The sequence below is a fragment of the Rheinheimera sp. EpRS3 genome, assembly GCF_001513785.1.
Lineage (GTDB): Bacteria > Pseudomonadota > Gammaproteobacteria > Enterobacterales > Alteromonadaceae > Alishewanella.
On record NZ_LNQS01000008.1, the window covers coordinates 782,715 to 806,300 of the forward strand.

Sequence of the window (23,586 nt, forward strand, 5' to 3'; positions counted from 1 at the left end):
TATGAAGTTATCACAACTTATCTGTACCGCCTTATTATGCGGTTTCAGCTGCAGCAGCATGGCTGCTGAGCGTGAAATAGACCGGGTAGCCGTTATTGTTGATAACAGCGTGGTACTTGAAAGCGACATTACAGATATCGTTGAGCGGGTAAAGCGTAATGCCGCCAGCCAGGGGCAAACCTTGCCATCTGATGCAGCGCTACGTACCCAGGCATCAGAACGTTTAATTATGACCAACCTGCAGTTGCAGATGGCGCAGCGTATGGGTTTACAGATAAGTGATGCCCAACTTGACGACACCATTCGAAACATCGCACAAGGCGAAAACCTGTCACTTGATGCTTTTCGCCAACAGGTTATTGCAGAAGAAGGTAACTACGAGCGTTTTCGTGAGCGCTTGCGTGAAGAAATGATTACCGGCGAAGTAGTCAGAGCCAACGTACAGCGCCGGGTTTACATCAGCCCGCAAGAAGTAGACAGCCTGCTTAAACTGATGGAAGAACAAGGCGCCAGCAACGAGCAGTACAATTTGGGTCATATCCTGATTTCTATTCCAAGCCAGGCTACCTCAGACGACATTAACGACGCCAAAGAGCGGGCAGATAAAGTCATGGAGCTACTGCGCACTGGCAGTGATTTCAAACGTATAGCCATTGCTTCATCATCAGGAGCCAATGCCCTTGAAGGTGGCGATTTAGGCTGGATGAATATTAATGAAATGCCCACCTTGTTCTCAGAAGCTATTCGTGGCCGCAAAAAAACCGATATTGTTGGCCCATTGCGCTCAGGTGCAGGCTTTCATATCCTGACTATTTTTGACATACGCGGTGAGAATGTTGCAGAAATTAACGAAGTTAAATCACGGCACATCTTAATTAAACCATCAATCATTCTGAGCGAAGATCGCGCCCGCACTATGCTGACCGATTTTGCCGCCAAGCTGCGCGCCGGCGAAGCAGACTTTGCCGAATTAGCCAAACAGCACTCTGAAGATCCAGGTTCAAAACTCAATGGTGGCGATCTGGGCTGGAGCGAACCGGATGTGTTTGTGCCTGCATTTCGCGATACGTTAAACCGTTTGCAGGTTAATGAAATAAGCGAACCCTTTAGAACCGAACACGGCTGGCATATTGCCCAGGTACTGGAGAAACGTACTGTAGACGCTACCGCCGATAAAAAGCGCCAGCAAGTATACCGGATGATTTTCAACCGCCGCTACAACGAAGAGTCGGCTAACTTTTTGCGCGAACTTCGCTCAGACGCACATATTGAAGTAAGGTCAGAGGGCTGATGACACTGCGAATTGGCATTACACCGGGTGAACCGGCAGGTATAGGGCCAGATTTAGTTATTACCCTTGCCCAGCAGGCGTGGCCGGTAGAGCTGGTTGTGTGTGCCAATGCAGCATTGTTAACCGAACGCGCAGCCCAGCTCGGGCTGGCGCTGAGCATTATACCTTACGACGCTTCAGCGGCTCCCAGACCACAACAGGCTGGCACACTGACAGTCGTAGACTTTGCGCTGGCAGAGCCGGTTATTGCCGGCACGCTTAACGTAGCTAATGGCCGTTATGTGGTTGATACGTTAACCTTCGCTGGCGAAAAATGCATAAGCAGTGAATTTGCAGCTATTGTTACCGGCCCGGTGCACAAAGGCATTATTAATCAGGCTGGCATTCCTTTTAGCGGCCATACTGAATTCTTTGCTTTGCAATCTAACACCCCTTATGTGGTAATGATGCTGGCAACAGAAGGCCTGCGCGTCGCACTGGCCACCACGCATATTCCGTTAGCCTATGTGGCAAAAGCCATTACCAGAGAACGTTTACTGAAAGTTCTGACAATACTGCATCAGGATTTACAGCAAAAATTTGCTATTGCTGCACCCAGGATCTACGTGTGTGGCCTTAACCCCCACGCCGGAGAAGATGGCCACCTTGGCAGAGAAGAGCTGGATATTATTATTCCAACCCTGAATGAACTGCGGGCAGAAGGCATGCAACTGATTGGGCCGCTACCGGCGGATACATTGTTTCAGAGTAAATATCTGGATCATGCCGATGCGGTGCTGGCGATGTATCATGATCAGGGCTTACCGGTACTCAAACATATGGGCTTTGGCCGTTCTGTTAATATCAGTCTTGGCTTGCCATTAATCCGAACCTCGGTTGATCACGGTACCGCACTGGATTTAGCCGGTACCGGCAAAGCCGATGCCGGCAGTTTATTTCACGCAGTTAATCAGGCTATTACCCTGGCCAATAAAACGACGACTCTACATGACTGATAATGTACATTTAGGCCACCGCGCCCGTAAACGCTTTGGCCAGAACTTCCTGCACGACCTTCAGGTAATAGGCCGTATTGTTAAAGCCATCGCGCCAAAACCCAACGATCTGCTGGTTGAGATTGGCCCTGGCTTGGGCGCACTGACAGAGCCCGTCGCCGAAGCTGCTGGCCATCTGACCGTTATCGAACTGGACAGAGACTTAGCTGAGCGTCTGGTGCAACACCCAACGCTGGCCAGTAAGTTGACCGTACATCAGGCAGATGCAATGAAATTTGATTTTACTGCATTGGTACAAGAAGGAAAAAAACTGAAGATTTTCGGTAATTTACCTTACAACATCTCTACACCGTTGTTATTTCATCTGTTTCAATACGCAGACCTTATCGAAAACATGCATTTTATGCTGCAAAAAGAAGTCGTGCAGCGCATGACGGCCGTGCATGGCAGCAAGGCATTTGGTCGTTTAAGTGTAATGACTCAGTACTACTGTGAAGCTATGCCAGTAGTTGAAGTAGGGCCAGGCGCATTTAAACCGGCGCCTAAAGTAGATTCTGCCGTGGTACGTTTGCTGCCCCGGGCGGTAGCTGAACGCGCTGCGGTGCCCGCAGAGGTGTTAAACCGGGTTTGTCTGGAAGCATTTAACCAGCGGCGCAAGACAATTCGTAATTGTTTTAGTAATTTTGCCAGCGCAGAACAATTAGAACAGTTAGGGCTGAATCCTGGCCTGCGCCCGGAACAACTTGCAGTGGCCGATTTTGTACGTGTAGCCCAATGGTTGCAACAGCAGGAAACCACAGTATGACATCACATTTTAACGTACCGGTAGAAGTTGAAACCTACTATATTGCTGCACAATCAGATCCGGTAGCAGAACGTTATGTGTTTGCCTATACCATTACCATCCGCAATCACAGTAGTGAGCCAATACAACTGCTAAGGCGTTACTGGCTAATTACAGACGCCAATGGCAAACAAACCGAAGTGGAAGGTGAAGGCGTTATTGGTGAGCAGCCCCACCTGGCGTCGGGCGGAAGTTATCGTTATACCAGCGGTGCAGTACTGGAAACCCCGGTCGGTACCATGCAAGGTCACTATGAAATGATAACCACTCAGCAGGAGCGCTTTCACGCCACTATCCCACTGTTTCGCCTGGCTATGCCAAACATTCTTAACTAATGGCCACTTATGTCATTGGTGATTTGCAAGGCTGCTATGACGCTTTACAGCGCTTGCTTGAACATATCAGTTATAACCCACAGCAGGATCAGCTCTGGTTTTGTGGTGACCTGATCGCCAGAGGCCCGCAGTCATTGGAATGCCTTACTTTTGTTAAAGAATTAGGCGACAAAGCCGTTACAGTACTTGGCAACCACGATCTGCATTTTATTGCTTGTCATTATGGCCTGAGCACGGTTAAACCGCAGGATAAATTGCAGCCATTACTGGACAGTCCGCAGCGGGATGAACTGGTGCAGTGGTTATGCCAGCAACCGTTGCTGCATTTTAGTGCTGATCGACGTTTTATGATGGTTCATGCCGGCCTGGCACCGGAATGGCAATTAGAAGACGCCATTACCGCTACTGCAAAAGTTCAGCAATTACTGCAAGACGACCCGGTAACACTATTAAGCAGCATGTACGGCAACAAACCCGAACGCTACAGCGAGGCAATATCAGACGAACAGCGCTGGCGCTTCACTATTAACAGTTGCACCCGAATGCGCTTTTGCCGCCAGGACGGCTCGCTTGAACTGAAAGAGAAAGGACATCCAAGGAATCAGGCACAACTGGTACCCTGGTATGAATTCTGGCGCACAAAAACACATCCTGAGCTGTTCTTTGGTCACTGGGCAGCATTAAATGGTTATAGTCCGGTAGCAAATATTCATGCACTTGACACCGGTTGTGTCTGGGGTAATGCGTTAACTGCATATTGTATTGATACGCAACAACGTTATAGTGTGGCAGGGATTACACGGAACCTGTATATTTAACGGTGTTGTCCGGACTTGTTAAGTTTTGCAATCTGAACTACGTTGCATAAAAAAACAAAAAATGGGAGTTATTATGAAGTTAACCGTAGCATTACGGGTGATTGGTGGGTTTGGCATCATTTCGCTACTCCTGTTAATCATAGGTACAACATCTTATGTAAGTTTGAACAATATCAGCGCATCAACTGCAGAAGTAAACGAAGTTTCCATACCTGCTCTGGAACAAAGCGCGCTAATGCAAAGCGGCTTCGTGGTAATGAGCAAACAAAGCCTGCAAGCGTTTTACTCTACATCACTGGAAGAAGTGTCTTCTTTACGTAAATTGTTCTCTGAAGAGCAACAGCGTTATGGGCAGGCTGCAAAAAACTTGAGTGCTGCAGTACAAAATGAGGCTACGCTGAGAAGAGCGGCTGAAACAGTAAACGAAGCCTATAGTAATTTCACACCGGTAACCACGCAGTTATTTCAGCAGCTGGAAAATAATTTAACCTTGCGTGACAATATTGACAGCAACCTGTCTGACTTGGAAACTCATGCAGATGATATGGCGTCATTGATCCTGGATTTCACCGACGTGCGCGATGTTCAACGCCGCTTTCCACGTTCCTATCAGGCTGCAACCGCCATTGAAACGGGTATAAACACCCTGATTAGCAATGTGGTAGATTTAAACCGTACTACATCAGACACCACTGCCAATACTATCAGTAACGAAATTGCGTTTCGGCTGAAAGAGCTTAATGATCAGTTCGAAACAATTAGAACAGAAACAGCAGGCCAAGTAAGCCTGATTGATGATTTGGCAGAAAAGTTTGCTGAAATTAATAAATTGCTCGCTGGTAGTGGCAGCATTGTAGAACTAAAAACCCGCCGTCTACAAAGTACTACAGAAGCAACAGCGTTGTTGGCTTCTGCCGAACAGCAAACTGCCAGTGCGATGGCCAGCCTTGCTGGCTTGTTAAACCAGGCCAGCACAGCGGCAGAAACTATCCAGCAAGACTCAGCTTCAGGTGTATCTAATGCTATTACACTGATTTTTACCGTGGTATTGATCTCCATTATTGTTTCAGTTGTTATTGCAACAGTAACCGTGCGTAGTATTTCTATTCCACTGGCTAAGGTAAATCAAATTCTTGGTGTGGTGGCTTCCGGTGATATGACACAAAAACTGGATGACAGTGCCAAAGATGAATTCGGTGAACTGGCCCGCAACTGCAATAAGGTTATTGCTAACCTGCAGCAGCTAATTCAGGGTATTATTTCACGCTCTACTCAGTTAGCAGCAGCATCTGAGCAAACGTCAGCGATTACTGTACAAACCACACAAGCGATCCGTGAGCAGAAATCTCAGGTTACCCAAGCAGCAACCGCTACCACAGAAATGAGCAGCACAGCGCAAGGTGTATTACAGAGTTCTAACGATGCGGTAGCGGAAATTAAGAACGCCGACAATGAAGCAGAACGTGTTAAAGGCATCTCTCTGGAAAATAAAGCTATTATTCTGCAGTTGTCACACGAAGTTGAGCAGGCATCGGTTGTTATCAACAAATTACACAAAGACAGCGCCTCTATCGGTAGCATTTTGGATGTAATACGTGGCATTGCCGAGCAAACTAACCTGCTGGCACTAAATGCGGCTATTGAAGCAGCCCGCGCCGGTGAGCAAGGCCGCGGTTTTGCCGTAGTAGCAGACGAAGTTCGGTCACTTGCCAGTAAAACCCAGGCATCTACCCAGGAAATTCAGGCGATGATCCAGGTGCTGCAAAGCGGCGCCCAGGCTGCGGTAGAAGCAATGAACAAAGGTAAAAAACAAGCTGAAAATTGTGTGGCAAAAACGGAGGTTGCTACCAAGGCGCTGGACTCTATCACCCATGCTGTGCATCTGGCACATGATATGAGTACACAAATCTCTGATGCAGCTAAAGAGCAAAATCAGGTGTCGCATGAGATCAGTAAGCTATTGGAGTCTATTGTTTCTATTGCAGAAGAAACAGCATCAGGTGCAGAACAAACCTCTGAATCCAGTCATGAAGTGGCAAGATTGGCAGAAGAGTTACGTGTTTCTGTAGAGCAATTCAAAGTCTGATTTAACTGCTAGCAATAAAAAAATCCGCCAGCTGGCGGATTTTTTTATTTGCAAACTAAATTTAGTCGCCTTCACCGGCGCGGCTTTTCAGCACAGCAAGCAGTGGTGAAGCCGAAAACCCATTTGCTTCAGCCCAGGCTATATCACCTGACGCGCCAACAGCAGACCCCGGTAACTGTTTAACAATAAATTCGCCAACATCTGCAGCATTGCTTTTAAAAGCGTGCCGGACCAGACTTTCACCGTTACATACAACACCGTCATAAATATTGCGTAAACGCAGACGATAGTCACTAAGAACTTTTCTCAGACGGTTCTTATCATCAGCTGCCACATAATCACACATAGAAGCAGCTAACTGATCATCTGCTACCGCAACCGGCGATACCAGCGCGGCAACAGTTAAAGCAGCACCGCAAAACAACGTTGGTAATAATCTCATTTACTACTCCTTGCTGAACACAACCTGAAGCATCTTAACAATATGCAGCTGCAGGTGCAAATATAGCCAGCAGAAGCTAATTACGTATTAAGGTGATAAAACGACAGTCGTACGGGTTACTATCGTCAGCAGGCAAAAAATGTTGCTCGGCTAAAGTCCAGTTGCCTGCAGCGTGGTAATCAGGGAAGCAGGCATCCCCCTCTGTTTCCAGAGTTATTTCAGTCAAATATAAGCGTTGAGCTAAGGGCAAACACTGGCGGTATATCTCAGCGCCGCCAATGACCATTACCTCAGGTTGGTCCTGCAATAGCTCAAAAGCTTGCGCTAAGCTGTTAACCCATTCTGCGCCACGTTGATCTGTTACTGTTTGACGACTAACAACAATATTGCGCCGCCCGGGCAGCACGCGGCCGATAGATTCAAAGGTTTTACGCCCCATCACAACCGGTTTGCCCAGTGTCACTGCCTTAAAATGCTTTAAATCTGCTGGCAAATGCCAGGGCATCTGATTATCTTTGCCTATTACACGATTGGCAGCCATCGCTGCCACCATAGAGATGATCATGAGCTTACCTTAACGCTGATAAATAACCTCGACATCATAGTCGTCATCATCAAAATCATCATCATCGTCGTCTTCATCAATAACTGGCTGAACATCTGCCGGGCTATCATCCCACTTAAAGCTAACCGGATCAGCCAGCAGCTCAGCAGGTTTATCTACCGGCAGCAGCTCGATATAATTCAGAATATCGGCCGCCAGACGTTCGGTATTAGTGCGGGCAGCTGCAGCAATTTTAAATACCGGCCCTTCCCAGTTCAGCGCAGTAGTAACACTGGCAATAATCTCGTCAAGCTCGTCTTCCATAACCAGATCAAGCTTATTGAATACTAACCAGCGTGGTTTACCTGCCAGCTTTTTGCTGTATTTAGCCAATTCATGCACGATGGTTACTGCATTTTCAGCAGGATCTGAACCATCAGCCGGTAGCACATCAACAACATGCAACAATAAACGGCAACGCTCTAAATGTTTTAGAAACTGAATACCTAAGCCTGCCCCTTCTGCTGCGCCTTCAATTAACCCAGGAATATCGGCAATAACAAAAGAACGGTGAGATTCAACCCGCACTACGCCAAGGTTGGGTACTAAGGTCGTAAAAGGATAATCAGCTACCTTGGGTTTAGCTGCAGACACCGCACGGATTAACGTCGATTTCCCTGCATTGGGTAAACCCAGCAAACCTACATCAGCCAGTAACAACAACTCCAGGCGTAAATTACGAATTTCGCCCGGTGTACCATTGGTTTTTTTCCGCGGAGCTCGGTTAGTACTGGTAGCGAAGCGCGCATTACCTAAACCATGCCAGCCACCTTTGGCTACACGTAAACGCTGACCATGCCGGGTTAAATCACCCATTATCTCATCGGTATCCACGTCTACCGTGCGGGTACCTACCGGTACCCGCAGCTCAAGATCAACACCACGTTTGCCGGTACAATTAACACTACCACCATTTTCACCACGCTCCGCGCGATGGAATTTTTCAAACTGGTAATCAACCAAAGTGTTCAGGTTTTCATCTGCCACCAGATATACATCGCCGCCATCGCCGCCGTCGCCGCCGTTGGGGCCACCCTTTGATATAAACTTTTCACGTAAAAAACTGATAATACCGTTGCCACCGTCGCCGGCTTCAACTCGAATTATCGCTTCATCTACAAACTTCATCGGGCGCGTCCTGATTAATCAGATTAGAACCAGCTAACAGCTAACTGGTGATAAGTATAACTTAGGTTAAGTACAAGTGTCCCGCTAACATCACGTTACGCAGTCTGCTGCACCTTGTTTAATAAAAAACCCCGCACTTAGGCGGGGTTTTTCTGAAGCCTATCAGCTTATTCGCTGACGATGCTTACGAAATTGCGGTTGTACTCGCCTTTCACTTCAAACTTCACTTTACCTTCAGTTAAAGCGAACAAAGTGTGGTCTTTACCGATACCAACGTTAGTGCCAGGGTGGAATTTAGTACCACGCTGACGCACGATGATGCTACCAGCTAAAACTGTTTCGCCACCGAAGCGCTTAACACCTAAACGTTTAGCTTCTGAATCGCGACCGTTACGAGTGCTACCTACACCTTTCTTACTTGCCATGTGTCGATACTCCTGTTACGCGCTGATGCTGGTAATTTTCACTTCAGTGAACCACTGGCGGTGGCCCATCTGTTTACGTGAATGCTTACGACGACGGAATTTAACGATTTTAAGCTTATCGCCACGGCCATGAGTGACCACTTCCGCTACTACTTTACCACCTTCAACTAAAGGTGCACCGATACTGATATCTTCGCCATTAGCGACCATCAACGGTGTAAATTCGATTGTTGCGCCGGTTTCTAAATCTAGTTTTTCTAGACGTAGAGTTTGACCTTCCGTCACACGGTGCTGTTTGCCACCACTTTGGAAAACCGCGTACATAGTTAACTCCGTACAAAGCACGCCATCGCTTGGTTAAGGGGCGTGTTAATTCAATTCACAGGGCGCGAATTGTACGCAATTTCCCCTACCCCCGCAAGTAGTAATATAAAAAAGATCACTCTGTTCAGAAAAGGATCCGGTTTTGCTTTGGGACTGCCCGGCCGATAGTGTAGAATTAGCAGCATTCTATGGTTTAAGCAGTTGTTTTTCATGACGCTCGAACAGATCCAGCAGCTAACGTCTGCCGATATGGCTGACGTTAATCAACATATTTTTTCTCAGTTAAATTCAGATGTCGCCCTGATTAATCAACTAGGCATTTATATCGTCAATAGTGGCGGCAAACGCCTGCGCCCTTTATTAGCCGTATTGGCGGCAAAAGCGCTGGGCTATCGGGGCAATGCTCATGTTACGGTTGCAGCTATTATCGAATTTATTCACACCTCAACACTGCTGCACGATGACGTGGTTGATGAATCTACTTTACGCCGGGGCAAACAAACTGCTAATGCAGTGTTTGGTAACCAGGCCAGCGTATTAGTGGGTGACTTCCTCTATAGCCGCTCGTTTCAGATGATGGTATCGCTGGACAACATGCGTATTATGCAAATTCTTGCTGACGCCACCAACGTGATAGCTGAAGGTGAAGTGCTGCAATTAATGAACGTAAATGACCCGGATACGACTGAGCAAAGCTATATGCAGGTTATTTACTGTAAAACAGCAAAGCTGTTTGAAGCCGCCACCCAGCTAGCCGCTATTATTGCTAACCAACCTGAAGCTATCGTGAACAGTATGAAGCTTTACGGCATGCACCTTGGCACTGCTTTCCAGCTGATTGACGATGTACTAGATTATCAGGCTGATGCCAGTGAGCTGGGGAAAAATATTGGCGACGACCTTGCTGAAGGCAAACCCACGTTGCCGTTAATCCATGCACTGAAACACGGCACTGCAGCCCAACAGGCGCTGATCCGTGAAGCAATAGTAGAAGGCAATGGCATGGCACATCTTGAGGCCATTATGGCCGCGTTGCATGAAACCAAGGCCTTTGATTACACCCGCGACCTTGCAGAGCAAGAAGCAGAAAAAGCCCGTCAGGCATTGGCGATTTTACCAGAGTCTGAACATAAGCAGGCATTACTGGCATTAGCCAATATTGCCGTGTCCAGAACCCACTAAATTTTGCCAGGTATAAAAAAAGGCGCTGACGCGCCTTTTTTTATACTGTGGCTAACTTAGTTATTCTTTACAAACTCTTCGCCTAAGCTGATATCAGCTTTTAAAGTGCCAAGCATGTCGTTCATAGCTTTTTGCTCATAGCCACTTAAAGTACCGATTGGCAGTAATGCTTCTACGCCATTTTTACCCAGCGTAATAGGTTGAGCGAAGAAGCGTGCGTACTCGCCGTTACCTTCAACATAAGCATATTCCGTTACTTTTTCGCCCTGCAAGCCCTTGATTAAGGAAATACAGAAACGCGCAGCAGCCTGGCCCATTGATAACGTAGCAGATCCACCACCGGCTTTAGCTTCAACCACTTCGGTACCGGCGTTCTGGATACGGTGCGTTAATGATGCGACTTCGTCATCAGAGAAACTAACACCTGCAACCTGTGATAATAACGGCAGAATAGTAGTACCACTGTGACCACCGATTACCGGCACTGTTACTTCCGTTGGATTTTTACCTTTTAATTCACCGATAAAGGTTTCTGCACGGATCACATCCAGTGTAGTCACACCGAACAAGCGACGCGGATCGTAGGTACCGGCCTTTTTGAAAACGTCAGCAGCAATAGCAACAGTGGTATTTACCGGGTTAGTAATAATACCCACCAGCGCTTTCGGGCACTGTTGCACAATCGCTTCAGCTAAAGTTTTTACCACACCGGCATTAATGTTGAATAAATCTGAACGGTCCATACCTGGCTTGCGTGGCATACCGGCAGGGATCATCACAATGTCTGCACCAGCCAGTGCAGTGTGTAAGTCTTCTTTACCGTAACCTGTTACTTTAACAGCGGTAGGGATATGGCTTAAATCAACCGCAACACCCGGGGTTACCGGCGCCAAATCATATAACGCTAAATCTGTGCCTGCAGGTAAGTCTAATTTAAGCAATAACGATAATGCCTGGCCAATACCACCGGCGGCACCTAATACGGCAACTTTCATAATTATCTCCCTAGATAACGGTTGAATGAAAACGCGCCAACAATACTGAAACCGCGTTGAAAATACAAATAGCTTAAGCCTAAAGTCTAAGCATTTTAGCGAATTTTAGTGTACTTTACTTCACAAAGTGAATGCGGCCACGAACTTTGCTAAGATAACGCCACGAAACAAGAGGTAAGAGTGTTATATGACCAGGCAAGCCAAACAGGAAGTGTTAATTCAGGCTTTTAAAGCGCTGTTGAAGATGGAAAAATTTGGTTCTCAAAGTGAAATTGTCGACGCCCTGAAAAACGAGGGCTTTGATAATATCAGCCAGTCAAAAGTATCACGCATGCTGAGCAAATATGGCGCTGTGCGCACCCGTAATGCTAAGCAGGAAATGGTATACACCCTGCCGCCCGAATTGGGTATGCCAACGACTAAAAGCTCATTACGCCAGTTAGTACTGGATATCGAACACAACGATGTCATGATCATTATCCGCACCAGCCCGGGCGCAGCGCAGCTTATAGCACGTATGCTCGACTCTATTGGCAAGGCAGAAGGTGTGCTGGGTACTATTGCCGGTGACGACACCATCTTTATCGCGCCAAATAAGGTGCAGAATATTAATGAGATCCTGCAGACAGTAACGCAGCTATTTGAAGGCAAGCTAGCCTAATTACAGTTTTGCTGCCAGCTCAAGAAAACTTATAGACGGCACAAAAAACGCGGCACTAAAATCAATGCGGCTGTAATTTAGTAGCTGATCATAGCCCTGAGTTTGCTCTGCCAGCCCTAACCTGCGTTTGAGTTGCTGCAGCAGAACGCCCGCATCTGCTGCATAGGTTAACTGCAACATCCCTTGTACCTTTGGTTGTGAAAAAGGCATGTTTTGCTGCAAAAAAATACCCTGCGCGGTATCTGGCTGCATCACTGCATAATGGCTATCAGCGGCCTGTCGCCCTGCTAGAAAGGGTTTACCCGACACTTTATCCATTCCCATTATGTCTTCCTGTTGCCCAGTATTCAGTTGCTGCCAACTGCTCAGATCAAAATTAAGACAATGTAAATACAAGTAACTGCCGCCGGCAAAGACCGGCTGCTGAAGATGGTCAACTAATGCTGCCACACGCTTGGTTTTTCCTTTTGGATTACACGGTGCATCAATGAAACCGGTAAGGCTGCGGCCATCAAGATAACGAAACCCCTGAATATGCTCCTGCAACTCAGCATGGCCCTGTAACAGCTGCAACACCTGTTGCGTGGCAATAAAATTAACGTCCAGACGGTCAGAGCGGATTTGAATCATTAAATCCAGTGGCACAGGCGCAAGATCAATATCCTCAGCCGGTAAATCAGGAAAAGGGCTAAGGCCCGCAGGTCTGGCATCCGGATACAACATATCCCAGTAGTTGCTACCAATAGCCACGACACTGGTTAACAATGCTTCAGAGAAATGCGTGGCCAAGCGATCAAATAGCTGTGGCAAACGGGCAAGTTTGTGCCGCAATACCCGCTCGTGCCCCTCCAGCGCGTTAAAGAATAAATAGCCACCATGCAGGTTTGCTTCAGTACAAATTCCCAGTTGCTCTCTGGCCATAACAATCCTTTTTTAACTACATGCCACAATAACCGCTTTCAGGCCGGTATTCTTGTGAGATATATCTCACAAAAGAGTAAGTTTAAACGCTATTTTACATAGAAAGCACAAAGATGGAAAAACTGTATCACTATGAAATTAAAAGCAAAATTACAAAAAATAACACTTTTACAATAATATTACATAGTGCAAATGATAAAAAAGCCATGCCGTATACTCACAATAAAGCGCATACTTTCTTCGTCAACGGATAAGCAGGCTGACAGGATGTCAGCGTTAAATGCACGAAGCAATACCTTGCTAGGATAGCACAGCGGTAGCAGACAGGACATGCTCAGGATGAGCACAGAATTTTCAGATTCTTCACCGGCGCTGAAAATAAAATGGAAGAAAGCAGGACCTCTCAGGATGAGAGTACATTATCAGGATGATAATGTTTATGGATGACAGGACCAGGCAAGATGCCTTTTGGACACTCCGGGATGGAGCCAGGGATGAAATGCTACGGATAGTATCGACACGGATGACGAAAAAGGACCTTAGGTGGCCGCGTAGTTTGCGGCCTACCTTCTTTACCGATACCGCAACAATATCTACCTGCACCACACTCGTTTATCTCATCTTCAGTGCAAAATCCAATGTAATATTATCTTACTCAGGCTACACTTGCCCTTGCTGTAATCTGTCAAAGGACCTGTATCTGATATGCTATTAAATGGACGTAAAACCTGCATTATATTGTTGTGGTGTTTATCATTAACGCCCGGGACATTGTTTGCCTCAGCAGAGGCTGATTATGAGAAAGCACTACAAGCCTTTCAGCAAAACGAGCAACAGGCCGCTTATATTCACCTGAAAAATGTCCTGCAACAAGCCCCCGATCATATCCCTGCCAAAGTGCTGATGGGAAAGATCCTGCTACAAAAAGGTTATTTCAACGAGGCAATTGTCGAGTTTGAAGAATCCCTGCGTGAAGGCGCCGATATTGAGCTTATGTTAGCTGAACTGGCAAATAGCTATTTATTTACCGGCAAACATCAACAGGTTATTGCTTTGGGCCAGGACCATAAGCTATCTGCCGACAGTCAGTTTGACTGGCATTTATTTACCGCTGCGGCCTATCTTAATCTGAATGACACTGACAACGCGCGGCAGCATTTTCAATTGGCGGGCAAACTGCAGCCAGACTCTGTGCGGCTGTTAAACAGCCAGGCTGCATTGCTGTTAAAAGAAAAGCGTTTAAAAGAAGCCGAATTACTGATAGAGCAAGCGTTGCAACAAAATAACGCTAACCCCCAGTCACTGCAGTTGAAGGCTGAGTTATTACAATTACAAGGACAGTTGCCCAAAGCGCAGCACTACTATGAACAAGCGGTTCAGCTCAGCCCTCAGGATCCCTTACTTCGGCGTGCTTTACTACGCAACTATGTCAGCCAGTATAAAACCGAGCTGGCAGAAAAAACGCTGCAAATAATTTTACAGCAAACCCCGGATGACCCTTATGCCTTGCTATTATCAGCCTGGCTGTCATCATTAAAACAAAATCTGGCTGATGCCACAGCTGTCAGCACTCAGCTTAGCGAAAAATTGTGGCAACTGACGAAAGAGCAAGTAGTTAACCAACCATCACTGCTGTTTTCCCGCGCTTTGTTATCTTACGTCGACGGCAACTATGAGAAAGCCCGCAGTGATCTGGTTTCTTATAATCAGGCGGTGCCGGCAGATCTCAACGCTGTTGCTATCCTGACAGATGTTTATATCAGACAGGGCGATAACGGCGTAGCAATACAATTGTTGGAGCGCCATTTAGCCCAGCTTAATAATATGCCGGAACTGGCACAGCGCCTGATAACACTTTATATAAGAACAAACCGGGCTTATAAAGCGGAGCAGCTCATAGCCAATTTACGCTTACAGTTTCCAGACAATATCGATTTTACACTGCTTCATGCTGCTGTATTAAAGCAAATAGCCCAGGATCAACAAGCCCGTGATTTAATCGCCGAGCAGTCAGCACTGCATAGCGATAACCTATTGCTGCGTATAAACCATGCGTTGCTTGCTTTGGATAATAAAGATTATGCCCAGGCACTGACGCTGGCGGATCAACTGCTGTCGGAAGACGCCGATAATGTGCATTATCTGAATTTTAAAGCTGCGACACTGATCAAAAGTGGCCAGGCACAGCTAGCTATTCCTGTGCTGGAGCATATATTAACGTTGCAGCCAGCACATACGGCAGCGCAGTTTAATCTGGCAACGCTGGCTATTCACCAGCAGCAGTATCAACAGGCCATTGCATTGCTGGAACCTTTGGTACAGCTTTATCCACAGCATAAACCAGCCAGTACCTTATTGGGCATGGCGTATTTCAGGGCTGAGCAGTTTGAAAAAGCTGAAGCGGTGCTGCTGAAAACCGTTGCCAGTAAACCCTATCCACCGGCAGACGAACTGCTGTTTGACCTGTACTTTCAGCAAGGCCGTTACCAGCAAGCTCTGGTTGTAACAGAACAAGCGCTTAAACGTTCTTTTATGGATGAAACACTGCTGTGGAAGAAAGCCCAACTATTGCTGTTATTAAAGCAATCTGACGAAAGCATAAAAGTACAGAACTTGCTGGTTGGCCTGATAACGGCAGATGCAGACAAAATGCTACGCCTGGCCCTGATGCAGCGTGAAAGCGCAGATCTTGCAGCATCCGGCCAGTCACTGCACAGCGCACTGCAACTTGCTCCGCAACATAAGCTATTACAGCTGGAACTGGTCAACCATTACCTTATTACTGAGCAGTACAACAAAGCAGAGCAACAGCTTAAACCGCTGGCAGCTAAGTTTCCATCTGATCCGAACATACTGATGTTACAAGGTGATATTGTCGCCGCTCAGCGGCAATACGAAGCTGCCAGAAAAATCTACTTAAATGCTATAGGGCACGACCCACAGTTCAGACTAGCCTGGGTTAAGCTGTACCAGCTGGCAAAATCTGGCTATGGCGCAAATGCCTTTACTGACGCAGCGTTAAAAACACTAAATACCAGCAAAGATCCAAGTTGGCTTCGAAGATTACTGGCAGAACATTATGTGAATAAGCAACTCACAGCAGAAGCTATTACTCAGTATGAAACGTTGCTGGCCAACGGCGACTTTACGGAAGACGCTTTACTGCACAATAACCTGGCTAACCTGTATCTGGGCTCTGATACCGCAAAAGCCTTACAACATGCCGAAAAAACGCTGGCACTGGCACCCAAACAGGCATTCTCGTTAGATACCTACGGCTGGGTATTGGCGCAATCGGGTCAGTATCAGCAAGCGGTGGCAATCTTGCGGCAGGCAAATGCACTGAATGCCACTGATCCGGCGATTCGTTTTCATATAGCTTATACACTAGTAAAACTGCAGCGTCAGGCTGAAGCTATCGAACTGCTGCGACAATTGCTGGCAAATAGCAATGACTTTACCGAAAAGCAACAAGCGACACAGTTGCTAGAGCAGCTTGTTGCAGCCAACTCAGCCTGATACTTTATCCAGCCGTTGCTGATATACAGAGAAATCTGGCACCTCGCGCTGGTAGTCTTGTTGATAAAGCGAAGAGTGGACAATAAAATCTGCTGTAGCCTGATTACAGGCTACAGGTATATTCCATACCACAGCCAAACGTATAAGCGCTTTCACATCAGGATCATGAGGTTGCGATGACAGCGGATCCCAGAAAAATACCAGCCAGTCAATTTTCTGCTCAGCAATCATCGCACCAATCTGCTGATCGCCCCCCAAAGGCCCGCTGGCTAAACACAGCACCGGTTGTTGCAAGGCTTCAGCCACTAACTTACCGGTAGTGCCGGTTGCTACCAGCTGTTTATCAGCAAAAAAATCTTTGTGCGTAGTCACCCAGCGCAGCAATGCCTGCTTTTTACCATCATGGGCGACCAGTGCTATGGTTTTCATATCTATCGTGCTCCTTAATCTGCATTGCTACGCGTAGGGCGTGAGTGTGGTTAATATATCAGATAAAAAAAAGCCCTGCATAGCAGGGCAAAACAACCAAGGTCCACGTATAACATCGTTATTGGTCAGGTAACACAGCAGCTTCTGGCGGCTTGTGTACCTTTAACCACATAATTATTCCGGTTACTGATTCGACTCCACTATGCGTTTCATCGCTGTCATATAACCACGTAACTTTTTACCTACTGTTTCTACCGGGTGTTGGCGGATAGCATCGTTTACCGCAATCAACTTCAGGTTATCCACGCCATTACTGCCGTTGATACCCTTACCGATATATTCGCTGCTTAAACTATTGACAGTGTCTTTTAACAACGGCACTGCGGCATGGGCAAACAGGTAGTTACCATATTCTGCTGTATCTGAAATCACTACGTTCATCTCATACAAACGCTTACGCGCTATGGTATTGGCAATTAACGGTGTTTCATGTAACGACTCATAGTACGCCGATTCAGCCACTATGCCGGCATCTACCATGGTTTCAAACGCCAGCTCTACGCCCGCTTTAACCATAGCGACTAACAACAAACCACGGTCAAAATAATCCTGCTCAGCGATTTTTTCATCTGACACCGGAGCTTGCTCAAAACCACTGCTGCGGGTTTGTTCACGCCAGGTCAGCAGATTTTTATCATCATTGGCCCAGTCCGCCATCATGGTGCGCGAAAACTCGCCGCTGATAATGTCGTCCATATGTTTTTCAAATAAAGGCCGTAGTGTGTGTTTCAGCTGCTCAGCTAAATCAAAGGCTTTAATTTTTGCCGGGTTACTTAAGCGGTCCATCATGTTGGTAATACCACCATGTTTTAACGCTTCGGTTACTGTTTCCCAGCCGTACTGAATCAACTTGGCGGCATAACCTGCCTCCACCCCATCGGCGACCATTTTATCGAATGCTAAAATAGCGCCGGTTTGTAACATGCCACACAGTATGGTTTGCTCGCCCATCAGGTCGGATTTCACTTCCGCCACGAAAGACGACTGCAGCACACCAGCCCGATCTCCCCCCGTTGCCGATGCGTATGCTTTGGCAATTTCCAAGCCTTGTCCTTTGGGATCATTTTCCGGGTGTACCGCGATTAATGTCGGTACCCCAAATCCTCTTTTATATTCTTCCCGCACTTCCGTCCCCGGGCATTTAGGTGCCACCATCACTACCGTGATGTCAGGCCGGATTTGCTTACCTTCCTCTACTATATTAAAACCGTGTGAGTAAGCTAAGGTTGCACCTTGCTTCATCAGCGGCATAATTGCATCTACTACACTGCTATGTTGTTTATCCGGCGTCAGGTTTAATACTAAATCTGCCGTCGGAATTAACTCTTCGTATGTACCGACAACAAAACCGTTGCTGCTGGCCTTTTGAAACGATGCGCGTTTTTCTGCAATCGCTTCGGCGCGCAATGCATAACTGATATTTAAACCTGAGTCACGCATATTCAGGCCCTGGTTTAACCCCTGAGCACCGCAACCTACAATAACAATATTCCAGCCTTGTAACAGTGCGCAGCCATTGGCAAACTCAGATTTATCCATAAAGCGACATTGGCCTAACTGGCCCAACTGCTGACGTAAATTCAGCGTATTAAAATAATTTGTCATACTACATCTCGGAATTTAGTGAAGTTTGCTCCAGCCAGTTTTGGCGAGCATAAGCAGAGCACAGGCTTTGCTTTAATAACGACATCATAGTTGCTGGATATAATTGCGTGAAGTGATATATTTACAACTCTGTATTTCACTTTATGGAATATAAGTCGATGGATATTCGCAGCGCACAGCTATTTCAGCACCTGGCCAGCAGCCTGAACTTCAGTAAAACCAGTGAGCAACTGTATGTTAGCCCGCCCACGCTGACCCGGGTGATCCAACGTCTGGAGCAGGAGTTAAATACGGAACTGTTCTATCGTGACAAGCGCTCAGTAAAACTGACACCCGCTGGCCATCGTTTTCAGCAGTTCGTGCGGTTATGGCTCGATGAATGGCATCAGCTACAAATTGATCTGCAATTGGCCAGCGCCGGGCTCAGCGGTGAGATCAGACTATTCTGCACTGTCACTGCCAGTTATAGCCATTTGCCCGCTATTCTGGACAGGTTCCGCCTTATGTGTCCCAAAGCAGAAATAAAACTGACTACCGGTGATGCATCAGCCGCGATCGAAAAAGTGCGGTTGGACGAGGCTGATATCGCGCTTGCTGCCCACCCTACGACCTTACCGGCAAATATGGCTTTTCGCAGTATCGCCAAGCTGCCGGTCATGATGATTGCGCCGGTTATTCCCTGCAAAGTAAACGACCTGCTGCAAAAAAAACCTATTCCCTGGCAGGATATACCGGTGATTCTGCCCGAGCATGGCCCTGCCCGCAGCCGTTTTGATCGCTGGTTACACGATACCGGCATTAACCCGCCGGTAGTGGCTAAAGTAGATGGGCATGAAGCGATGGTATCTATGGTAGCCTTGGGTACAGGTATTGCGCTGGCAGCTGACGCAGTAGTGCTACATAGCCCTGTACGTGAGCGGGTGCGCAGCCTGGAGTTGGGGTATCAGTTTGAAGCTTTTGATTTAGGCGTGTGTATGCTGAGCAAACGTTTAAATGAGCCGCTGATCCAGGCATTCTGGCAAGTCGCTGTAGCAAAAAACTAGAAGCTGCCTTAGCAGCTTCATTATTTAATCACTTTCAGGTGTGAGCCTTTCTTCGGTTTGGGTGGCTCAGGATGGGTATCGTCGTGGTCAAAGTTTTCACTGAAAATATCAGCTTCATCTTCCTCTTCTTCCAGCGTAAACACTGTACCAGCGCCATTTTCACGGGCATATATTGCTAATACTGCATTTACCGGAATATATAGCGAAAATGGCTGACCACCAAAGCGGGCATTAAACGTAACCGCATCATTGCCCAGTTGCAGATTACCCACTGCTGAGGGCGTAACATTTAGCACAATCTGGCCATTTTGAATAAACTGAGTGGGCACTTTCACCCGTTCAAAAGTAGCATCAACAACCAGATAAGGCGTGCAATTGTTATCCACAATCCACTCGTAAAACGCCCTTAATAAATAAGGGCGGTTTGCCGTCATCTTCATTAGAACTTCATTCCTCTGCGGATCTCACGCTCAATATCTGTTAAAGATGCCTGGAATGCGTCACGTTCGAAAATTCGCGTCATGTAGTTTTTCAGTTCTTTACTTCCCGGGCCGTTCAGCTCAATACCCAGTAAAGGCAAGCGCCACAACAAGGCAGCCATGTAGCAATCAACCAGCCCAAATTCTTCACTCATAAAGAATGGCGCTTCGTTAAACAGCGGCGCTATAGATAACAAGCCTTCTTTCAGCTCCTGACGTGCCGTTGCAGCGTTATCATCGTTATTCAGTATGGCTGCAGCCTGGCGGTACCAGTCTTTTTCAATGCGGTACATCATCAGCCGCGCCTGACCACGTGCAACCGGATACACCGGCATCAATGGCGGATGCGGAAAACGCTCATCCAGGTATTCCATAATAATATTGGCTTGATACAGCGCCAGCTCACGGTCAAGCAAAGTTGGCAGGCTACCATACGGGTTTACTTCGTACAGATCCTCCGGCAAATTATCTTGTGCGACCTGAAGAATATCGACAGTTACGCCTTTTTCAGCCAGTACTATACGTACCTGATGACTGAACATGTCATCAGCTGCTGAGAACAATGTCATCACAGGGCGTTTATTGGCAGTGATCGCCATGTCTTCCTCCGGTAAAATCTAAAAAACGGCAAAGGGGCGCAAAGGCCCCTGTAAACATATCTAGTTGATATAACTAGTTAATGTACATCTTTCCAATATTCTTTCTTCAGCAAATAAGCCAGCACAAAGAAAATCAGCAGGAACACCATAACCTTGGTACCAAGTTCACGAGCTTCCAGTTTGGTTGGCTCACCAACGTATTCCAGGTAGTTTACCAGATCTGCTACAGCGCGATCATATTCTTCTGCGTTAAGCTCACCGCTACCATCTGTACTAAGGCCAACATAAACTTCTTTTGACTCGCCATCTACCAACCGGGTTTCATATGCCTTATAGGGCATGCCTTGCAGCTCCTGTAACACGTGTGGCATACCAACCAGTGGAAACACTTCATTGTTCACTCCAAAGGGCCGTGACGGATCAGCATAGAAACTGCGTAAATAGGTATATAACCAATCAGGACCGCGTACACGGGCTACGTTAGTTAAATCCGGTGGCGTGGCACCGAACCACTTCTCACCGTCTTTTGCTGACATATTGTTGGTAATATGATCACCCACCTTCTCACCGGTGAACATCAGGTTTTCCATACCTACTTCTTCAGGGATATCTAAATCGCTAAAGGTACGGGAATAACGCTGATACTGCATCTGGTGACAGCCCAGACAGTAGTTCTGAAACAACCGGGCACCGTTTTGCAGCGAGGCTTTATCTGTCAGATCAATAGGTGCTTTGTCCAGATGAACAGCCGGGCCGGCAGCCATCGCCCATGACGACGCTACCAATGCAATTACTGAAAATAAGTTCTTCATCATCAGGTTAACCTTACTGGTAATGGCTTGGTTTTTTCATTTTTGCTGTAAAACCACAACAAAATAAAGAAGCCAAAATATGTAAATGAGAATATCTGCGCCAATAAGGTATAGATACCTTCAGCTGGCAACACACCTAATACACCCAGAGCCACAAAGCTGATACAGAAGTTGATCAGGTTCGCAGTATGTAAACCACTACGATAACGGATAGAACGTACTCTGCCTCTGTCCAGCCAAGGCAACAAGGCTAATGCGACAATAGCAGCAAACATCGCCACAGCGCCCATAAATGGATGAGGAATAGCACGTAAAATGGCATAAAACGGGGTGAAATACCAAACAGGGGCAATGTGCGCAGGCGTCTTCAGAGCATTTGCCGGTTCAAAGTTAGGCGGCTCCAGGAAGTAGCCACCACCTTCAGGGAAGAAGAAGATAACCCAGGCAAAAATTAACAGGAAACCGGCAACGCCTAGTAAGTCTTTAACCGTGTAGTACGGATGGAAAGGTATCGCGTCTACAATGATCTTTTTGCCACCACGGGTAAAATATTGGTGGAAAGTGAATTTTTTATCTGCTTCAGTCTGCACAACAGAACCGTCATTATCTTTCTTTATGTCGATACCGTCTGGGTTATTTGAACCCACTTCATGCAGCGCCATAATGTGCAGGAATACTAAAATAACCAGCACCAGTGGCAGCGCAATAACATGCAACGCAAAGAAACGGTTTAACGTGGCACCAGAGATAACATAATCACCGCGGATCCACAGGGTTAAGTCTTCACCAACAAAGGGGATAGTACCAAAGATACCGATAATTACCTGTGCTCCCCAGAATGACATCTGTCCCCAGGGTAACAAGTAGCCCATGAACGCTTCAGCCATTAACACCAGGAAAATCAGCATCCCGAAAATCCACAGCAGCTCGCGCGGTTTCTGGTAAGAGCCATACATCATGCCGCGTAGCATGTGTAAATAAACGACAACGAAAAACGCCGAAGCGCCGGTAGAATGCATATAGCGCAGCAACCAGCCGTAGTCTACGTCGCGCATAATGTACTCAACAGAAGCAAAGGCGCCTTCTGCTGATGGTACATAGTTCATCGTTAACCAAATACCGGTCAGGATCTGATTAACCAGCACCAGCATGGCAAGCGAACCGAAAAAGTACCAGAAGTTAAAGTTTTTTGGTGCCGGATACTGCATAACATGCAGATTCATCTTATCCATAAAGGGTAAGCGGTATTCAATCCAGCTCATCAGATTTTTAAACATCAGACAGTCCCCTCATCTTCACCAATCACAATGGTATTGTCGTCGATAAACATATATGGAGGGATCTGCAGGTTTTTCGGCGCGGGTACGCTTTGAAATACACGACCGGCCATATCAAACTTAGAACCATGACAAGGGCAGAAAAAGCCTGATTTAACGCCTTCTACCTGAGCGGCAAAATCATTAATGATATAAGTTGGTGAACAGCCCAGGTGAGTACAGATACCAACTGCAACAAAAATCTCCGGCTTTTTCGAACGGTGACGGTTTTGTGCATAAGCCGGTTGTTGTTCAACTTCAGATTCAGGATCACGCAGTTTATCTTCGTGTGTAGCCAGCTCATCCAGCATAGCTTGAGGCCGTTTTACAATCCACACTGGCTTACCACGCCATTCAACCCGAATTAACTGACCCGGTTCAAGCTTACTGATGTCCGCACTGACCGCTGCCCCAGCCTGTTTTGCCTTTTCACTTGGCATCCAGGACGCGACAAAAGGCACAGCAGCTCCGACAGCACCCACGCCCCCTACAACTGAGGTTGCAATGGTAAGGAAGCGGCGGCGACCATGATCTACAGGCGCATTGCTCATCCACTCATCTCCACGTTAACGCTTAAACAGAATTTAAGCGGCTGAATTTCAGCAATTATTATAAATCGAAAAAATATCGCCGATCATAATGAAAAGCCCTGCTTTACACAAGGATTAAGGCG

Annotated in this window: 24 protein-coding genes; 10 read left to right on the plus strand and 14 right to left on the minus strand. The window is 46.9% G+C overall.

Translation table 11 applies throughout. The annotated features are described in order from the left end of the window. Nucleotide 1 precedes the first annotated feature (1 nt). From surA to AR688_RS12120, 6 genes are all read left to right on the plus strand, one after another. The gene (gene surA / locus AR688_RS12095) at nucleotides 2–1,291 is read left to right on the plus strand and encodes a peptidylprolyl isomerase SurA (RefSeq protein ID WP_068233830.1); all 1,290 of its coding nucleotides are present in this window, start codon (nucleotides 2–4) and stop codon (nucleotides 1,289–1,291) included. Beyond that, nucleotides 1,291–2,286, plus strand: coding sequence for a 4-hydroxythreonine-4-phosphate dehydrogenase PdxA (gene pdxA / locus AR688_RS12100; RefSeq protein WP_068233833.1), 996 nt, complete (start codon nucleotides 1,291–1,293; stop codon nucleotides 2,284–2,286). Before surA ends, pdxA begins: the two co-directional genes overlap by 1 nt. After that, nucleotides 2,279–3,091 (plus strand): 16S rRNA (adenine(1518)-N(6)/adenine(1519)-N(6))-dimethyltransferase RsmA, encoded by an 813-nt coding sequence (rsmA, locus tag AR688_RS12105; RefSeq protein WP_068233836.1) that lies wholly within the window; start codon nucleotides 2,279–2,281, stop codon nucleotides 3,089–3,091. Before pdxA ends, rsmA begins: the two co-directional genes overlap by 8 nt. Continuing rightward, nucleotides 3,088–3,465, plus strand: a complete 378-nt coding sequence (apaG, locus tag AR688_RS12110) for a Co2+/Mg2+ efflux protein ApaG (protein ID WP_068233839.1) — start codon at nucleotides 3,088–3,090, stop codon at nucleotides 3,463–3,465. The genes rsmA and apaG overlap by 4 nt, the downstream gene beginning before the upstream one ends. Further along, entirely contained in the window at nucleotides 3,465–4,283 is an 819-nt protein-coding gene (locus AR688_RS12115) for a symmetrical bis(5'-nucleosyl)-tetraphosphatase (protein WP_068233842.1), read from the plus strand. Before apaG ends, AR688_RS12115 begins: the two co-directional genes overlap by 1 nt. Nucleotides 4,284–4,356: 73 nt before the next feature. Then, nucleotides 4,357–6,369, plus strand: a complete 2,013-nt coding sequence (locus tag AR688_RS12120; RefSeq protein WP_068233845.1) for a methyl-accepting chemotaxis protein — start codon at nucleotides 4,357–4,359, stop codon at nucleotides 6,367–6,369. Between the two features lie 61 nt (nucleotides 6,370–6,430). Here the strand turns inward: AR688_RS12120 and AR688_RS12125 are convergent, their stop codons facing one another. The 5 genes from AR688_RS12125 to rplU form a co-directional block, all read right to left on the minus strand. Beyond that, complete coding sequence (locus AR688_RS12125) at nucleotides 6,431–6,811, minus strand: DUF3718 domain-containing protein (protein WP_068233847.1); 381 nt, start codon at nucleotides 6,809–6,811, stop codon at nucleotides 6,431–6,433. A 76-nt stretch (nucleotides 6,812–6,887) separates the two neighbouring features. Then, nucleotides 6,888–7,376, minus strand: coding sequence for a type 3 dihydrofolate reductase (gene folA / locus AR688_RS12130; protein ID WP_082694751.1), 489 nt, complete (start codon nucleotides 7,374–7,376; stop codon nucleotides 6,888–6,890). A 9-nt stretch (nucleotides 7,377–7,385) separates the two neighbouring features. After that, entirely contained in the window at nucleotides 7,386–8,543 is a 1,158-nt protein-coding gene (gene cgtA, locus AR688_RS12135) for an Obg family GTPase CgtA (protein WP_068233850.1), read from the minus strand. A gap of 167 nt (nucleotides 8,544–8,710) precedes the next feature. Further along, nucleotides 8,711–8,968, minus strand: coding sequence for a 50S ribosomal protein L27 (rpmA, locus tag AR688_RS12140; RefSeq protein WP_068233853.1), 258 nt, complete (start codon nucleotides 8,966–8,968; stop codon nucleotides 8,711–8,713). A 15-nt stretch (nucleotides 8,969–8,983) separates the two neighbouring features. Next, on the minus strand, nucleotides 8,984–9,292 hold the full coding sequence (rplU, locus tag AR688_RS12145) for a 50S ribosomal protein L21 (protein ID WP_068233856.1): 309 nt from the start codon (nucleotides 9,290–9,292) through the stop codon (nucleotides 8,984–8,986). A 210-nt stretch (nucleotides 9,293–9,502) separates the two neighbouring features. On the opposite strand from rplU, the gene ispB reads away from it, so the two are divergent. Beyond that, on the plus strand, nucleotides 9,503–10,474 hold the full coding sequence (ispB, locus tag AR688_RS12150; RefSeq protein WP_068233859.1) for an octaprenyl diphosphate synthase: 972 nt from the start codon (nucleotides 9,503–9,505) through the stop codon (nucleotides 10,472–10,474). Between the two features lie 56 nt (nucleotides 10,475–10,530). On the opposite strand, the gene mdh is transcribed toward ispB, so the two are convergent. Then, on the minus strand, nucleotides 10,531–11,469 hold the full coding sequence (mdh, locus tag AR688_RS12155) for a malate dehydrogenase (RefSeq protein WP_068233862.1): 939 nt from the start codon (nucleotides 11,467–11,469) through the stop codon (nucleotides 10,531–10,533). 187 nt (nucleotides 11,470–11,656) lie between these two features. Between mdh and argR the strand changes: the two genes are divergently transcribed. Further along, the gene (gene argR / locus AR688_RS12160) at nucleotides 11,657–12,130 is read left to right on the plus strand and encodes a transcriptional regulator ArgR (RefSeq protein WP_068233865.1); all 474 of its coding nucleotides are present in this window, start codon (nucleotides 11,657–11,659) and stop codon (nucleotides 12,128–12,130) included. Here the strand turns inward: argR and AR688_RS12165 are convergent, their stop codons facing one another. Next, nucleotides 12,131–13,051: a Dyp-type peroxidase gene (locus tag AR688_RS12165; protein WP_068233868.1), complete on the minus strand. Its 921-nt coding sequence runs from the start codon at nucleotides 13,049–13,051 to the stop codon at nucleotides 12,131–12,133. A 705-nt stretch (nucleotides 13,052–13,756) separates the two neighbouring features. On the opposite strand from AR688_RS12165, the gene prsT reads away from it, so the two are divergent. Further along, nucleotides 13,757–16,570 (plus strand): XrtA/PEP-CTERM system TPR-repeat protein PrsT, encoded by a 2,814-nt coding sequence (gene prsT, locus AR688_RS12170; RefSeq protein ID WP_068233871.1) that lies wholly within the window; start codon nucleotides 13,757–13,759, stop codon nucleotides 16,568–16,570. Here the strand turns inward: prsT and AR688_RS12175 are convergent. After that, nucleotides 16,562–16,999 (minus strand): methylglyoxal synthase, encoded by a 438-nt coding sequence (locus tag AR688_RS12175; protein WP_068233874.1) that lies wholly within the window; start codon nucleotides 16,997–16,999, stop codon nucleotides 16,562–16,564. The two genes, prsT and AR688_RS12175, sit on opposite strands and share 9 nt — an antisense overlap. 183 nt (nucleotides 17,000–17,182) lie before the next feature. Further along, entirely contained in the window at nucleotides 17,183–18,664 is a 1,482-nt protein-coding gene (gene ilvC / locus AR688_RS12180) for a ketol-acid reductoisomerase (RefSeq protein WP_068233877.1), read from the minus strand. Nucleotides 18,665–18,822: 158 nt separating this feature from the next. On the opposite strand from ilvC, the gene ilvY reads away from it, so the two are divergent. Beyond that, nucleotides 18,823–19,707: an HTH-type transcriptional activator IlvY gene (gene ilvY / locus AR688_RS12185; RefSeq protein ID WP_068233880.1), complete on the plus strand. Its 885-nt coding sequence runs from the start codon at nucleotides 18,823–18,825 to the stop codon at nucleotides 19,705–19,707. A gap of 20 nt (nucleotides 19,708–19,727) precedes the next feature. Here ilvY and AR688_RS12190 read toward each other — a convergent pair whose 3' ends face one another. From AR688_RS12190 to petA, 5 genes are all read right to left on the minus strand, one after another. Then, nucleotides 19,728–20,147 (minus strand): ClpXP protease specificity-enhancing factor, encoded by a 420-nt coding sequence (locus tag AR688_RS12190; RefSeq protein WP_442965999.1) that lies wholly within the window; start codon nucleotides 20,145–20,147, stop codon nucleotides 19,728–19,730. Then, nucleotides 20,147–20,785 (minus strand): stringent starvation protein SspA, encoded by a 639-nt coding sequence (gene sspA / locus AR688_RS12195; RefSeq protein ID WP_068233883.1) that lies wholly within the window; start codon nucleotides 20,783–20,785, stop codon nucleotides 20,147–20,149. The genes AR688_RS12190 and sspA overlap by 1 nt, the downstream gene beginning before the upstream one ends. A 77-nt stretch (nucleotides 20,786–20,862) precedes the next feature. Further along, nucleotides 20,863–21,600, minus strand: coding sequence for a cytochrome c1 (locus tag AR688_RS12200; RefSeq protein WP_068233886.1), 738 nt, complete (start codon nucleotides 21,598–21,600; stop codon nucleotides 20,863–20,865). Further along, nucleotides 21,600–22,874 (minus strand): cytochrome b, encoded by a 1,275-nt coding sequence (locus AR688_RS12205; protein ID WP_068233888.1) that lies wholly within the window; start codon nucleotides 22,872–22,874, stop codon nucleotides 21,600–21,602. Before AR688_RS12205 ends, AR688_RS12200 begins: the two co-directional genes overlap by 1 nt. Then, entirely contained in the window at nucleotides 22,874–23,464 is a 591-nt protein-coding gene (petA, locus tag AR688_RS12210) for a ubiquinol-cytochrome c reductase iron-sulfur subunit (protein WP_068233891.1), read from the minus strand. The genes AR688_RS12205 and petA overlap by 1 nt, the downstream gene beginning before the upstream one ends. Nucleotides 23,465–23,586 lie beyond the last annotated feature (122 nt).

Excerpts from the sequence above, each read along its gene's own strand:
- surA (WP_068233830.1), top strand. The coding sequence starts at position 2 with ATGAAGTTATCACAACTTATCTGTACCGCCTTATTATGCGGTTTCAGC.
- pdxA (WP_068233833.1), top strand. The coding sequence starts at position 1,291 with ATGACACTGCGAATTGGCATTACACCGGGTGAACCGGCAGGTATAGGG.
- rsmA (WP_068233836.1), top strand. The coding sequence starts at position 2,279 with ATGACTGATAATGTACATTTAGGCCACCGCGCCCGTAAACGCTTTGGC.
- apaG (WP_068233839.1), top strand. The coding sequence starts at position 3,088 with ATGACATCACATTTTAACGTACCGGTAGAAGTTGAAACCTACTATATT.
- AR688_RS12115 (WP_068233842.1), top strand. The coding sequence starts at position 3,465 with ATGGCCACTTATGTCATTGGTGATTTGCAAGGCTGCTATGACGCTTTA.
- AR688_RS12120 (WP_068233845.1), top strand. The coding sequence starts at position 4,357 with ATGAAGTTAACCGTAGCATTACGGGTGATTGGTGGGTTTGGCATCATT.
- AR688_RS12125 (WP_068233847.1), bottom strand. The coding sequence starts at position 6,811 with ATGAGATTATTACCAACGTTGTTTTGCGGTGCTGCTTTAACTGTTGCC.
- folA (WP_082694751.1), bottom strand. The coding sequence starts at position 7,376 with ATGATCATCTCTATGGTGGCAGCGATGGCTGCCAATCGTGTAATAGGC.
- cgtA (WP_068233850.1), bottom strand. The coding sequence starts at position 8,543 with ATGAAGTTTGTAGATGAAGCGATAATTCGAGTTGAAGCCGGCGACGGT.
- rpmA (WP_068233853.1), bottom strand. The coding sequence starts at position 8,968 with ATGGCAAGTAAGAAAGGTGTAGGTAGCACTCGTAACGGTCGCGATTCA.
- rplU (WP_068233856.1), bottom strand. The coding sequence starts at position 9,292 with ATGTACGCGGTTTTCCAAAGTGGTGGCAAACAGCACCGTGTGACGGAA.
- ispB (WP_068233859.1), top strand. The coding sequence starts at position 9,503 with ATGACGCTCGAACAGATCCAGCAGCTAACGTCTGCCGATATGGCTGAC.
- mdh (WP_068233862.1), bottom strand. The coding sequence starts at position 11,469 with ATGAAAGTTGCCGTATTAGGTGCCGCCGGTGGTATTGGCCAGGCATTA.
- argR (WP_068233865.1), top strand. The coding sequence starts at position 11,657 with ATGACCAGGCAAGCCAAACAGGAAGTGTTAATTCAGGCTTTTAAAGCG.
- AR688_RS12165 (WP_068233868.1), bottom strand. The coding sequence starts at position 13,051 with ATGGCCAGAGAGCAACTGGGAATTTGTACTGAAGCAAACCTGCATGGT.
- prsT (WP_068233871.1), top strand. The coding sequence starts at position 13,757 with ATGCTATTAAATGGACGTAAAACCTGCATTATATTGTTGTGGTGTTTA.
- AR688_RS12175 (WP_068233874.1), bottom strand. The coding sequence starts at position 16,999 with ATGAAAACCATAGCACTGGTCGCCCATGATGGTAAAAAGCAGGCATTG.
- ilvC (WP_068233877.1), bottom strand. The coding sequence starts at position 18,664 with ATGACAAATTATTTTAATACGCTGAATTTACGTCAGCAGTTGGGCCAG.
- ilvY (WP_068233880.1), top strand. The coding sequence starts at position 18,823 with ATGGATATTCGCAGCGCACAGCTATTTCAGCACCTGGCCAGCAGCCTG.
- AR688_RS12190 (WP_442965999.1), bottom strand. The coding sequence starts at position 20,147 with ATGAAGATGACGGCAAACCGCCCTTATTTATTAAGGGCGTTTTACGAG.
- sspA (WP_068233883.1), bottom strand. The coding sequence starts at position 20,785 with ATGGCGATCACTGCCAATAAACGCCCTGTGATGACATTGTTCTCAGCA.
- AR688_RS12200 (WP_068233886.1), bottom strand. The coding sequence starts at position 21,600 with ATGATGAAGAACTTATTTTCAGTAATTGCATTGGTAGCGTCGTCATGG.
- AR688_RS12205 (WP_068233888.1), bottom strand. The coding sequence starts at position 22,874 with ATGTTTAAAAATCTGATGAGCTGGATTGAATACCGCTTACCCTTTATG.
- petA (WP_068233891.1), bottom strand. The coding sequence starts at position 23,464 with ATGAGCAATGCGCCTGTAGATCATGGTCGCCGCCGCTTCCTTACCATT.